This window comes from Winogradskyella sp. MIT101101 (genome assembly GCF_047126865.1).
Classification (GTDB): Bacteria; Bacteroidota; Bacteroidia; order Flavobacteriales; family Flavobacteriaceae; genus Winogradskyella; species Winogradskyella ouciana.
The window spans coordinates 446,351-459,037 of record NZ_CP138982.1 but is presented as its reverse complement, the minus strand read 5'-3'; the positions used below and the strand labels follow the sequence as shown (position 1 = coordinate 459,037).

Here is a 12,687-nt window from a genome sequence, read left to right as displayed (position 1 = left end):
TTAACTTTCTATAAATCTTTTAAATTTAGAATAAATATTCTCTAAATTATATTGCGTAGCGCGCTCTAAACTAAGCTTACTGTATTTCTCTCTTTCTTGCGGGTTTTGATGAAAATAATCCATGGCTTTGCTTAAACCTATATGGTCATCATTGTTGACAAGCAACCCATATTTTCCAATATAAAATTCGCCATTTTCAATTGAGATATCCTCGTTTTCATTCAATAACTCTAACGGACCCGAAAGACAATTAGAAGAAATACATGGTAACCCAATAGCCATAGCTTCTAACAACGCATTAGGAAATCCTTCTGTAAATGAACATAACACAAAACACTGACTAGATAATAAATGTTCATTGACATTCTTTACGCGACCACCTAGATTTACGCTATTTTCGAGATTGGCTTTAACGATTTCTTCCGAAAGATAATCTCGTAAATCTCCACCACCTAAAATTGTAAAATTATAGTCTAAACTAGAATTTTGAATGGCTCTAATAATCATTATCTGATTTTTTCGCTTATTCAGTGTGCCAGCGGTAATTGCTTTTAATGTTTCTGTTTTTGTATTGAGACTGCTAGGGTCAATGGTTTGTTCAGGCAGTTCAATAGGGTTATAAATAACCTCCATTGGTATTTTTACACGAAAATTATCTCTTAAATCATTGTTGATGTGTACTGAGTTAGAAAACAATTTAGTACATCTATTATAAAAAACAGGGTAGAATAATTTTGAAATGTAAAACGACAACTTACTTGTTACATTATCGGAAGGAAAACCTCTCTCGCTGATAATGGTTTTTACTTTTTTATTAAAAGTAGAAACAATTCCATTAATTAAATTCGGAAACGCGAGAAATGATATGGAAATGTCAATTTCATTACGCTTTACGAAACGATAATATTTTATAATATATCTAAAAGTATCTATGAATTTTAAATAAAATGCTCTGTCTGGTGGGTTGTCAGATAGTATTTTGGTAGTTACTCCATCTGGAATAGGAAAATGAATAGTATTATGAAAAAGCACCAAAGTAACATTGTAGTCCTTCCTCAATTCTTTTAGAAGAAGACTTATTACTTTCTCAGCACCTCCGCTACCTAGAGTAATACTAAGTATGGCTATATTTTTTTTGGTCTTTGGGGCCATTATTTATTCTAATTACCTATTTTGAAACAAATGTAATTGCTTATTAACTAATGATTTAAATCAACAATTCTTAAATCTTGTAGGTTGTCTTGTTGATGTTAAAAAAACAATTCGCTTTGTTTCTCGGTCAAATATAACAGTTAATGGCAGTTTATTTTCATTTCTTCGATTTGTTGAGCATTTTTCGTGATTAATAGCCAAAAAGCTACAATTTTCAGGATGTAATAAGGGTTTTGTATCGCGCTATGTGGTTGCATCTATAAAGAGTTGCTCAAAATCTCCTATAATTTTTTCTTTGTTAAACTTTTTGTTTACATACTTACTGATTTCCTTTGGGTCCCAGTCCTTGGTTTCTTGGAGCTTTTCTAAAAATTCATCTTCAGTTTCAACCAAATATCCATTAACACCATTGGTTACAATTTCCTTGGTACCACCAGGAGCGTTAAATGCAATAACAGGAACACCAACGGTACAACTTTCTAGCAAAGCATTTGGGAAACCTTCAGAATAAGAGCCTTGTAGAAACATATCGTGTTTTATGAGGTGGCTAAAGACATCGTCAGAGTGCTCAATATGTGTTACTTTGTCATTGAGCTGAAGCTCTTCAATTTTGTTTAAGATGTCTTCCTTATTTCTCCCATCACCAATTATGGTAAATTCAAATGGAATTGTTAACCTGCTAAGTACATCCAAAAGCCTAGCCTGGCCTTTTACTTTGGTCATTCTACCAACAGTAATAAACTTTTTAATGCTGTTGATTGACTTCCCTTTTTGTTTTAAAACATCGACTTGGGTAACAGGATTGTGAATAATTTTCACCCGATTTTCGTCTATGTTGTAAATTTTGAGGAAATCATCCTTCATGTCGGTGGATTGACAGATAATATAGTCGAGACTTTTAATGCCAATTTGATCAAATTTAATAAATGATGAAATGAATGATTTCTTTCTGGGTTTTTTATATTTCTTGGCAACGTTGGTAATTGTGGCATGCCTTCCTATGAATTTAATTTTAGGGAATAGCTTGGAAATTAAACCCATTATTATATTTAGATGGGAAATAGAGCTTACTACTACTTGAGGTCTGTGCTTTGCCAGTAATCTTATAATTCCTTTAACTCCTGAAAGTACTCTGGGCTTCTCTAAGTAAATGACTGATATTTCTGAAACATCATATTTAGTGTCCTTTTCAAAACCTATAACAACTAAAGTGACATCAAACTTTTTTTTGTCTAAGTGTTTTGCTACAAAAGTTATAACGCGTTCTGCACCACCTGCAAAAAGTGTTGGTAAAACAAAGAATACTTTTATTTTATTATCCATGGACTATGGGAATGTTTAGCTGTTGTCCGAATCTGTAATCCCATTCTTCTTGAAGAAATTTCTGAAACCCGGAAGCATGATGAAATGTTAGCTCACCAAAATATGTAGCTCCTTCAACAGAATAAAAATCTACTCTAACATATGTAAAATCTTTTGATATTTTTTCTGCAAGCATTATCATTTCTTCAAGGTTCGCAGGTTTTTCAATATCATTACCATTTGGTCTGCCCCAATTACACGGTAATAAATTCCAATCTTTATCATATAGGTTTCGGCATCTTTCATTTGAATGTCTGCCAATATCTACCATTGTAAAAGCAACTTTGCCATTAAAACAATGTAATTTATAGTCATCTGGTATGCTACCATCATTATAAGTCAATAATTTTTCTACTATAATTCTTGGTTCAATATTTTTATATTGCCACTCTCGTGTAGAATAATAATAGTTTTGTTTCATTAAACGTCTTAGCTTCTTTCTTATCTTTTTCCATTTAACTTCAGACTTATCCCTTACTATTATGCCACCAGAGCTATCATGATTTGTTTTTATAATAAACTCTGTATCAGGCATACTTTTTTTTCTTATCTCTTTAGGGTCTTTTGTATGGAATAATAAAGGGATTAAGTATTGTTTTCCGATGGTTTTTTCAATGTAATCCCTTACTTTGTATTTATCGGCTACTTTTGTTTGAAGCGCCTTTCTTTCATATAATTTAAGCCAATTGATTTTTTCATTTAGTGTTAGTGGATTGTCAAGATCAATTGAATATCCCATGTGCTTCTTAAAGCTTCTTTCTATAATAAATCTATCTGGTACTAGTTTTAATCCCTCTTCGTAAATTTTATAAAAAGGGTTTAAAATAAAATATCCCAAATCTGTTTCTCTGTAAACGCCAGAAATCATTTCTCTTAAATTTTTCATATCTACCACTATTTTGTTTGTATCGTAAATACAACAATATAGTTTGCATAGATATTAAGCCTTCATTACTGTTTTATTAATTATTAGCTCTCACGGTCGCTCTATATTAACTCTTGGTTAAACGACTATTAATTAAATGTTCTATGTTGAGCTTTTGTCCAAATTTCTCATCACACTCTTGCTGCCAAAATTTTCTAAAACCAGAAGACTGATGCAATGTTAATTCACCAAAATAGGTTTTGCCCTTAACAGAATAAAAATCGACTCTCAGGTAAATAAAGTCCTCGGCTAATTTTTCTGCTAATGCAATCATTTCTTCTAAGTTTTTTGGTCTTGGTAAATCCCTGCCGTTTGGTCTTCCCCAATTACAAGGTAAGAGATTCCAATTGGTGTCGTATAGATTTCTGCCACGTGTAGGTAAGTGTCTATCTACATCTACCCCAAAAAACTGTACTTTGCCATTAAAGCAGTGAATTTTATAATCATCAGGTAAGTTTCCATCTTCGGTTGTCAACAGTTTTTCTACCACAATCCTTGGTTCAATATTTTTATATTGCCATTCTCTAGTAGCGTAATAGTGGTTTTGTTTTAAAAGTCTTTTAAAGCGTTTTCTGGTTTTCTTCCAATCTATTGTAGATTTATCCTTTACCACAACACCACCAGAACTATCGTGATTGCATTTTATAATATGATCTACATCTGGAAGGTTTTCTGGTCTAATATCTTCTGGGTTTTTCGTATGAAAGAGTAATGGGATTAAATATTCTTCGCCAATTTTCTCTTTAATATATTCCCGTACTTTGTACTTATCTGCAATTATGGTATGGATATCCTTTCTGTTATAAACCTTTAACCAGTTAATTTTTTCGTTTAGGGTTTTGGGGTTTTTTAAATCCAACGAGTAACCCATGTGCTTTTTAAAACTGTTCTTTACTAAGACGTCACTAGGTATAATTTTTAGAATAAACTCGTATACCTTGTAAACTGGTCTTACCGCATAATAACCAAGATCAGATTTGTAAATATCCGATACCTTCTTTCTGAAACCTTTTTTTCTTAAATCAGTACTCATTGATTTGGGCTAAATGTGTTTTATTATTTTTTTTATATCAACACTACCAATAGGTTTTGCCGGTACTCCAGCGAGAGCAACATTTTCTTGCTCACAAGATTTGTTGACTACTGCATTTGCACCTATTGCAATGTTGTTTACAATTTTTATATCTCCATAAATTTTAGCACCAGGTGCGATGTAGACATTATCTCCAATCTGTGGTGCACCTTTCTCACCACCAGAAGCACCAATATTAACACAAGCATGTATTCTGCAATTGCTTCCTACCTTTGTGTTTCTATTAATTACTATAGTTCCATAATGCACAATAGATAAACCTGGACCAAAAACATTAATAGGGATAGAGAAGCCAAGTTTTACGGATATTTTCTTAAACTTATACTTTAAATACGCAACATATAGTTTATAAATACCACTGTTCTTACAATTGTTATAATACTCTAATTTACGCATGGTCTTTTGAAACTGCCATATGTAGTTAGGTGAGAGGTAGGTCATAATTTTACTACCAAAACCTTTGGACTTAATACCAAGGGCTCTTTTGTCTTGACTGATATATTTGTTATAGTCTTTTTTAGAACGTATCATGCTTCTATTAATTTTTCCTCTTCCAATTCCTCCTCTTCATTATCTATTTTATATATCTGATATTGAATCCACATCGCGGCAAAAGTCATATAGTAAAAAGTGAAAAAGTTATGATTTGCCAGTAAAAATACTGCTAAGGATATGGTCATCATTATAAGATAAGGGGCTTTTTTAAAATGCATAAAACTTTTAAAGAAGAGCCTAGCCATATAAACTAAAAATAATAAAAAAGGTATTATACCTGCTTCGCCAATAATCATTAGGTATGAGTTATGAACTCCCATAGAATTAATTTTACCTGAAAATGTACCATAGCCACTACCAATTATTGGTGCCTCAAAAATCTGGTCATAAAATTGCGCCCAAGTCTCTGTTCTAGAATCTTCGCTTATTTCCTCACTTGATACTTTTTGGTCATCACTTACAAGACCCTTTAATTGTTCAAATCTTGGATTGTTAAGACCTACGACCTGATCGATAAATAAAAGTGTTGAGAAAATTAAAAAGGCGATTCCGAATATCCTGACATTCTTTATACTTACTTTAAGAGAGATAAGATTAAGCAATACCCAAATAACAATAAATGTTCTTGAAAATGTCAACAATCCCATTAAGGTAAATACAAATTGACCTAGTAATTTTAACGTACTGCTTTTAAGCCCATAAATTATTGAATATCCATAAATACATATAAATCCGGCAACGTTTGCATTGAGGTAAAAACCGGCATAACGACCATAGTCGTTGGTAAAGGACATGGCTTCAACACCTATACTTAACGCACCTATAAGAAAGAATACAAATAATTCTAACGTACTGGTATTCTTTGCCAATTCATATCCGCCAATAACAAAAATGAAATACTTAATAAGCTCCATCATAAAAGCCATAGGAGCACCTTCATATTGCAACGCACCAATCATAAAATACAATAAGGCGATAATGATAATCCACCAGTTTGGTGTTGTTTTCTTTTCTAAAGCATAGTAAACCACCAACATAAAAATTGTAGCATAACTAAGTATTGCACCTACACCACCACCATAGGTAAAGAGCCCTATTGATGGAAGGTTTAGCAAAACAAGTGCTAAGGTTATGTACTTTATAATTTTCATCTCGTCAAACTATATACTCCTTTATTAGTTTTTATTTAAATATGCGAATTTATCAATGCTCCCCATTGTGAGACTACATTTTCACTCTTGTATTGTTCTGTGGTCTGCTTTGCATTTTCTGAAAACTTATGCTGTAAATTTTCGTCACTAATCAAATCAGATAATTTATTTGTCAATGCTTCTTGATCATTAACCGGAATTAGATAACCATTTTCTCCATCATTTATTAAATCTGAGGGTCCAAAATTGCAATCCGTTGAAATACACGGTAAACCAAAGTGCATGGCCTCCATGAGGGCATTAGGGAAACCTTCGGTCTTTGATGTGAACACAAAAATTGAGGCTTCATTATAATACTTGTCTATGTTCTTAACTTTTGATATGATTTCAATTTTCTCGGATAAATCATAGCTTTCGATGAGTTTGGTCAACATTTCTTTTTTGTTACCATCACCAATAATTTTTACTTTCCAGCCTTCGGGTTTTAGAGTATGGAAAGCTGTTATCAATTCATCATGACATTTGTTTTTATCCAAGCGTCCTACTGATAAAATTATTTTTTCCTGTTTAGTATTAGACCTTCTCAACTCAGACAATTCTGAAGAAATTGGATTAGGCAATATAGTAATTTTGTGCGCCTTAATTTTTTTCTCGTATAGCTTTTTTATGCCTTTGGTCTGAAGTACCAATGTATCTGCCATTGGATATACATAACGCCTTAATATTTCCCAAAGCTTTGGAACATCCTCAACCAATGGGTTGTTACGTTCGCTAATTACTGAAGGAATACCATTACGCTTAGCTGCGAGAACAGTTAGGATATTCGCTGATGTTATAAACCCAATTAGAATATCTATTTGCTCTTGTTTTGAAATCTTGGCTATGCGTTTTACCAAAGTATAATTCAACTTTAGAGAATCTATCATCGATTTTGGTTTCTCTGCTTTTTCAAGACAAGGTATAACGTTGATTCTGTCATCCAAAGCGTAAAAAGGTGTTGCTTTTGAAAATGTGATAATGGTAATATCGAAGCGTTCAATGAGTTCGTTACTCAAAGTAGATATAACACGTTCTGCACCTCCTGAAGAAAGTTTACCGATTACAAATCCTATTTTCTTTTTACGAACCAATATCTTTTATTTTCTAATTAATTTTTTAGCGACTAAGTCCCTCATTCTGTAAACAAATACTTTAAACCCATTGTTAAAAACAAAGAGAGTTCCTCCGTAAATAACCGATACAATGGCTGTTATTTTGGCGGCATAAAATGTCCAGTCCAAAAAGTTTGAAGTCTCTCTATCGTATGGCATAAAACTACTAATGGTATTTACTAGAATTGCTGATATACAAAATATAATTACTAGAGGTAAAACACCTTTCCAGTATAGCCATACACTTTTATGGAATCCGTTTTTGTATAAAAAATATGGTTTCCAGATCACCACCATCAATATAAGGCTCACTAGAGTACCAGTGATTACACCATCAATTCCCCAAATACTTCCGCAAACGAATGAAATTCCAAGATTTAAAATTGCTTCAGAAGCTGCAGCCCAAGTATCTTGATAAAGACCATAGGCGTTTTTAAAACGCTCTACTGTAGAACTGATTTGATATATAAAGAAGTTAGCGATCAATAACAGAAGCGTGGTTTTTGCCATAATATATTTTGCTCCTAACCATAGCAATATAAATGGCTCCATGGTAAAGTACAATATCATACTAAAAAAGCCAGCTATAAAAAACTGAATGGCCATAAGTTCCCAAAACACCTTTTTAATATTTTGTTGATTGTCTTCGGCAATTAGGTTGCCCACAGCAGAGCCTGTACCAGCAAAAGCCATCTTTACCAAGCCTCCCAATTTAGTTAGAATCAGTTGGTAGTTCCCAAAGAATGCCACACTCTCTAGAGTCACCAATACAGCTATAAGGATATTGTCGGTACCATTCTTTACAAACGAGCCCATTTTATGAACAAATACCTGCTTTATCTTTTTAATGATGTCTGGATACTCTTTAATAATCTCTGCTTTTTCAGTAGAGTTTATAATGAGCCACGGATATTCCTTTTTTACTTTTTTTCGCAATAAAACACTGTAGATAATGCTGAAAATTAACTCCAGTAAGATATACACATAAAAATCCTTGAGATATATAGCCACAATTGCTTGCAGGATGACTCTAACTATAATCAGGGTTTGTACATAACCTTGAATGATGTACCCTTTTTGATCGGCTCCCAATAAACTCTGATGATAGTTGGCAAAATAACTCAGTAGAGTAGAGAACAAGAGGGTGTAAAAAACAAAATAGATTAAAACTAATGTAAATGAAGTATCATTAAATATTAATGGAAAGAATAATGAAGTAATTACGCCTACACCAATAATGATATAGCCTATTCTTTTATACAAAACACCGAGTAATGCGATAATTTTGTTTATTTCCTTATGGTTTTTGTCAAAAATTGGTTTGTAAAGTGTAAAACCTATTGCTGTACCTATGCCAAGTTCTGCCAAATTGAGAAACCCTAAAACACTTCGTAATGTAGTCTCTAAACCAATAAATTCGTCACCAAGATTATCGAGGAAAATTTTTCTAGAGAAAAACTGAACGAATATCGATGCAATAAAGAAGAATACACCAACTTTCGCGTTTTTTAAAGATTTACTTACTCTAGACATTTACAAGCATTTCGCTATTAAAGCATTACTAGCTACAAGGATATAAATTTTACTTAACTAATAAAACTTATGTGCCTTCTTAATTGTTACTCAATTCTAGAAAATATCGGTATAAAATATTAAGGGAATTCTTTTAGTTTTTGTTTCCGTCGTTATACCTCTGTTTTTTTGAAAGTTGAATTTCATAAAAAACAAATAGGTTGAAAACATTTTTTTAGGAACAGTCTGCACCTTAAAATAAGACTGTGATTAAAATTTTAAATCACTTATAATTAGATTGTTACTTTGATTCCATAATTCATAAATAACGATATGTCTAGTAAATTTGGTTAAAGGCAAAGATGAAAAAAACAATCTTTCCGAAACACTTTTTTTGATGAAAAACATTATTTTACGTCTAAAATCAATTCATGCGATTAAAAGTATATAACTTAGGTGTAAGACCACGATTTTTGCGGATTGTGGAAAAATTCCTTCAATCCAAAGGAATGTTGATTGTGTTCCTGATTTCAGCTTCACTGATGTCTTTTGGGCAAACCGTAAAAGTTTCGGATTTTGGGTTTAACACGGACGATAATAAACCTGCGTTTTACAAAGCAATAAGAACTAATGACACCATAATAATTGATAAACAAAATAGTGAATGGTTGGTGTCTCCACTAACATTAAGGAACCTAGAAAACAAGACGATTATTTTTGAAAAAGATGTAATCTTTAGAGCAAAGCCTGGAGCTTATACCTCTACAAGCGACTGCTTATTAAAATTTGTCGACTGTAAGAATGTTTCTATTATTGGCAATGGAGCTCTTCTTACCATGAATAAACAAGAATATGTTGATGGTGAGTGGAGGATGGGTCTAAGCTTTATGGGTTGTAGAAATATCTCTGTAAGTAATTTAACCATTTCGAGCTCTGGTGGAGATGGGATATATATAGATGGTTATAAAGACACGCTATATTCTGAAAATATTAGAATTGACAGTATTATCTCTACCAATAACAAAAGACAAGGTATAAGTATTATCAGTGCTAAGGACGTTTGGGTGAAAAATTCAGTATTTACCAAAACAAGGGGTACGTTGCCAGAAGCTGGTTTAGATATAGAGCCTGATAAGGAAACCGATGTTGTTATCAACGTCAACTTTGACCATTGTTCTTTTACCAACAATAATCATTCTGGCATCGTTTTGGGATTGGACAATTTAACGGATCAATCCAAGCCTGTAAGTATAAATTTCACCGACTGCTATTTGAGCATGAATCACGATGTTTCAAACCGTTATCCAGCTGCTGAAATTATAGTATCTTCAAATGCATTTAATCCTGTGAGAGGGAAAGTCACTTTTAAAGATATTGTTGTGGATAGCAGTAAATGGGGATTGATTTATTCTAGAAAACCAAGCAAGGCCTACCAAGTGTCATTTAAAAATCTTAGTGCCAAGAATATTTGTCAGCAAAAAGATGGTATGAGTGTCATTTATTTGGAAGTACCGGATTATTATAAGTCCTCAGGTCCACTAGGTGGTTTTTCTTTTGAAGATGTTTATGTAAGTTTTAATACAAAATCTTCATTCTTCACCATTAGAGGGTCGAGTTTGGGAACGCTCAATGGTGTTAAAAATGTTACGGGAAATATTACGGTTAAAAGCCCGAACCTTGTGAAATTGATAGAATATATTAAATATAACCCGAATAAGAACAGTAATTTTGATGTTGAGTTTACGGTAAAGGGTGGTGGTTAATCACCATTAAATCAAATCTTAGTTAAACCCAAACTCATCATACCATTTACTCAGTACAAAAAGCTTCCAAATATTAGGTGTATGCTTTGCCTTACCGCTCATGTGTTCGTCTAAAAGCGTTTTGAATTTTTCAACATTAAGGTTCGGTACCTTGTTTAAGAAATCGTCATTAAGTGCTGTAAGAAATTCATCTTTAAGTTCCTTACGCATCCAATTGCCAATTGGTACGGCGAAACCTCTTTTGGGTTGGTTAAAAACTTCTTCAGGAATGTATTCTTTCAGCAAATCCCTTAGTATTTTTTTCTGACGGCCTTTTTCATATCTAAAGTGCATCGGAAGCGTTCTGGCATATTCCACAACTCTATAATCCAAGAAAGGACTACGCACTTCAACCGAATAGGCCATGCTCGCTCTATCCACCTTAACATTACTGTCATTTTCCAGCCACAGTTTTATATTAAGGTCAGCTGCCTTTTGAAGAAATATATCAGACCATTTTTTATAGCCTTGGTAATGCTTCATGTAATCTTGGTTCTTTTTCTTTAAAAGCAAACCTTTTCTCGAAAAAATATTTTCGATAAAATCGTTTCTGGTTTTAGTGCTCAGGGCATTTCTAACTCTATGTGAATTCATGCCAAAAAGCTTTAGCAACGTAGGATGTGACAAAAACTTTCTAATTGGATAAGGAATATCAATGATTTTTTTGTTTCTCACCAAAGAATCAAAATAAGGATAGCCAATAAAACTCTCATCACCACCATCACCAGATAATGCAACGGTTACATATTGCTTGGTAACTTTATTGAGTAATAAGGACGGTAGGGCAGAACTATCTGCGAAAGGCTCGTCATAAACTTCTTTGAGTTTTGGGATGAGTTCTAAAATATCATCAGGACTACAAATCGTAGTCGTATGATTAGAGTTTATAATTTCAGCATACTGCTCCGCGATTTTACTTTCGTCATATTTTGGATCTTTAAAACCTATGGAAAACGTATTGATTTGTGTTGGTGATACTTTTGAAGCAATACTAGAAACCAATGCAGAATCTATACCACCTGAGAGAAATGATCCAATAGGGACATCGGACTGTAATCGAATTTTAACGGCATCCTTCAACAGTTCGTGCAATTCTTTTTTGGCATCTTCATAAGGAATATCCTTGATCTTAACCGGTTTTAAATTCCAATACTCTTCAACCCTCAGTTCCTTGGTGTTAAAGTTAACCTCCATGTAACAGCCAGGAGGCAATTTGTAAATGTCTTTTGCTATAGTATACGGGCTTGGAACGAACATACAATCCAAAAACATGGATATGGCTTCTTCATTGATTTGTTTTCCTTTTAACATTGGACGTATCTGACTGCATATTTCCAATTCACTACCATTCCAATAGTAGTAAAAAGGCTTAACGCCCATTCTGTCTCTGGCAGAAAAAAGAGTATTGGTTGTAGAGTTGTATATACTAAATGCAAACATGCCATTGGTCTTATCTAAAACAGACTTTCCCCAATGTTTAAAACCAATTAAAAGGACTTCGGTATCACTTTCTGTTTTAAACTCATAACCTAAATCTATAAGCTCTTTTCTTATATCCTTATAGTTATATATTTCACCATTAAATACAAGAGCAAGATCTTCGTAAAACATCGGTTGATTAGATCTTGGATCCAAATCCAATATAGCCAAACGAAGGTGACCAAAAGTAATATCACCAACTTTGTCTATGCCAGTAAAATCGGGACCTCTAAAAGAAATTGATTCAAGCTTTTCTTTTACGACATTGTCTTCAAAAGGAATATTGGTTAAATATATACCACACATGTAGTTTAGTTTTTTGTAAAACAAAACAATTTTCATTTAATACCAATATGTTTTTTTCAAAAAACGTTTAAATGGCTATGAAAGCGTATGATGTGCTATTAACTTTTATGCTCATTCAGTATTTCGTGTCTAAATTCGTACGATTTTCGTTTTTATTTGTAATAATCTTCTTCAGGTTGTTAAAGTTGAATTTTGAACGTCTAAAAGGTGTATTTCACCGTATATAAGTCATATTTTAACGAAAGCGATTATGATTGTA

The 12,687-nt window shown here is 32.9% G+C and carries 10 protein-coding genes; 1 reads left to right on the top strand and 9 read right to left on the bottom strand.

What is annotated here, in order from left to right; translation table 11 throughout:
* The 8 genes from SIB89_RS02085 to SIB89_RS02050 form a co-directional block, all read right to left on the bottom strand.
* The gene (locus SIB89_RS02085) at nucleotides 1-1,152 is read right to left on the bottom strand and encodes a glycosyltransferase (RefSeq protein WP_412560961.1); all 1,152 of its coding nucleotides are present in this window, start codon (nucleotides 1,150-1,152) and stop codon (nucleotides 1-3) included.
* 243 nt (nucleotides 1,153-1,395) lie between these two features.
* Nucleotides 1,396-2,475, bottom strand: a complete 1,080-nt coding sequence (locus SIB89_RS02080) for a glycosyltransferase (protein ID WP_155087427.1) — start codon at nucleotides 2,473-2,475, stop codon at nucleotides 1,396-1,398.
* On the bottom strand, nucleotides 2,468-3,400 hold the full coding sequence (locus SIB89_RS02075) for an ATP-grasp fold amidoligase family protein (protein WP_155087428.1): 933 nt from the start codon (nucleotides 3,398-3,400) through the stop codon (nucleotides 2,468-2,470). Before SIB89_RS02075 ends, SIB89_RS02080 begins: the two co-directional genes overlap by 8 nt.
* Nucleotides 3,401-3,506: 106 nt before the next feature.
* Nucleotides 3,507-4,472, bottom strand: coding sequence for an ATP-grasp fold amidoligase family protein (locus SIB89_RS02070; RefSeq protein WP_412560960.1), 966 nt, complete (start codon nucleotides 4,470-4,472; stop codon nucleotides 3,507-3,509).
* Between the two features lie 9 nt (nucleotides 4,473-4,481).
* Nucleotides 4,482-5,063, bottom strand: coding sequence for a serine O-acetyltransferase (locus SIB89_RS02065; protein ID WP_155087430.1), 582 nt, complete (start codon nucleotides 5,061-5,063; stop codon nucleotides 4,482-4,484).
* Entirely contained in the window at nucleotides 5,060-6,178 is a 1,119-nt protein-coding gene (locus SIB89_RS02060) for an O-antigen ligase family protein (protein WP_412560959.1), read from the bottom strand. Before SIB89_RS02060 ends, SIB89_RS02065 begins: the two co-directional genes overlap by 4 nt.
* Nucleotides 6,179-6,213: 35 nt before the next feature.
* The gene (locus tag SIB89_RS02055; protein WP_412560958.1) at nucleotides 6,214-7,308 is read right to left on the bottom strand and encodes a glycosyltransferase family 4 protein; all 1,095 of its coding nucleotides are present in this window, start codon (nucleotides 7,306-7,308) and stop codon (nucleotides 6,214-6,216) included.
* A gap of 6 nt (nucleotides 7,309-7,314) precedes the next feature.
* A complete protein-coding gene (locus tag SIB89_RS02050; protein ID WP_412560957.1) occupies nucleotides 7,315-8,862 on the bottom strand; it encodes a lipopolysaccharide biosynthesis protein in 1,548 nt (515 codons plus the stop codon).
* Between the two features lie 410 nt (nucleotides 8,863-9,272).
* Here SIB89_RS02050 and SIB89_RS02045 point away from each other — a divergent pair, with 410 nt between their 5' ends.
* Entirely contained in the window at nucleotides 9,273-10,604 is a 1,332-nt protein-coding gene (locus SIB89_RS02045; RefSeq protein ID WP_412560956.1) for a right-handed parallel beta-helix repeat-containing protein, read from the top strand.
* 18 nt (nucleotides 10,605-10,622) lie between these two features.
* Here the strand turns inward: SIB89_RS02045 and asnB are convergent, their stop codons facing one another.
* Nucleotides 10,623-12,428 carry an asparagine synthase (glutamine-hydrolyzing) gene (gene asnB, locus SIB89_RS02040; RefSeq protein ID WP_412560955.1) on the bottom strand — a complete coding sequence of 602 codons (1,806 nt, stop codon included), beginning with the start codon at nucleotides 12,426-12,428 and terminating at the stop codon, nucleotides 10,623-10,625.
* Between the last annotated feature and the right edge of the window lie 259 nt (nucleotides 12,429-12,687).

Coding starts and splice junctions, on each gene's coding strand:
- SIB89_RS02085 (WP_412560961.1), bottom strand. CDS start 1,152: ATGGCCCCAAAGACCAAAAAAAATATAGCCATACTTAGTATTACTCTA.
- SIB89_RS02050 (WP_412560957.1), bottom strand. CDS start 8,862: ATGTCTAGAGTAAGTAAATCTTTAAAAAACGCGAAAGTTGGTGTATTC.
- SIB89_RS02065 (WP_155087430.1), bottom strand. CDS start 5,063: ATGATACGTTCTAAAAAAGACTATAACAAATATATCAGTCAAGACAAA.
- asnB (WP_412560955.1), bottom strand. CDS start 12,428: ATGTGTGGTATATATTTAACCAATATTCCTTTTGAAGACAATGTCGTA.
- SIB89_RS02070 (WP_412560960.1), bottom strand. CDS start 4,472: ATGAGTACTGATTTAAGAAAAAAAGGTTTCAGAAAGAAGGTATCGGAT.
- SIB89_RS02075 (WP_155087428.1), bottom strand. CDS start 3,400: ATGAAAAATTTAAGAGAAATGATTTCTGGCGTTTACAGAGAAACAGAT.
- SIB89_RS02060 (WP_412560959.1), bottom strand. CDS start 6,178: ATGAAAATTATAAAGTACATAACCTTAGCACTTGTTTTGCTAAACCTT.
- SIB89_RS02080 (WP_155087427.1), bottom strand. CDS start 2,475: ATGGATAATAAAATAAAAGTATTCTTTGTTTTACCAACACTTTTTGCA.
- SIB89_RS02045 (WP_412560956.1), top strand. CDS start 9,273: ATGCGATTAAAAGTATATAACTTAGGTGTAAGACCACGATTTTTGCGG.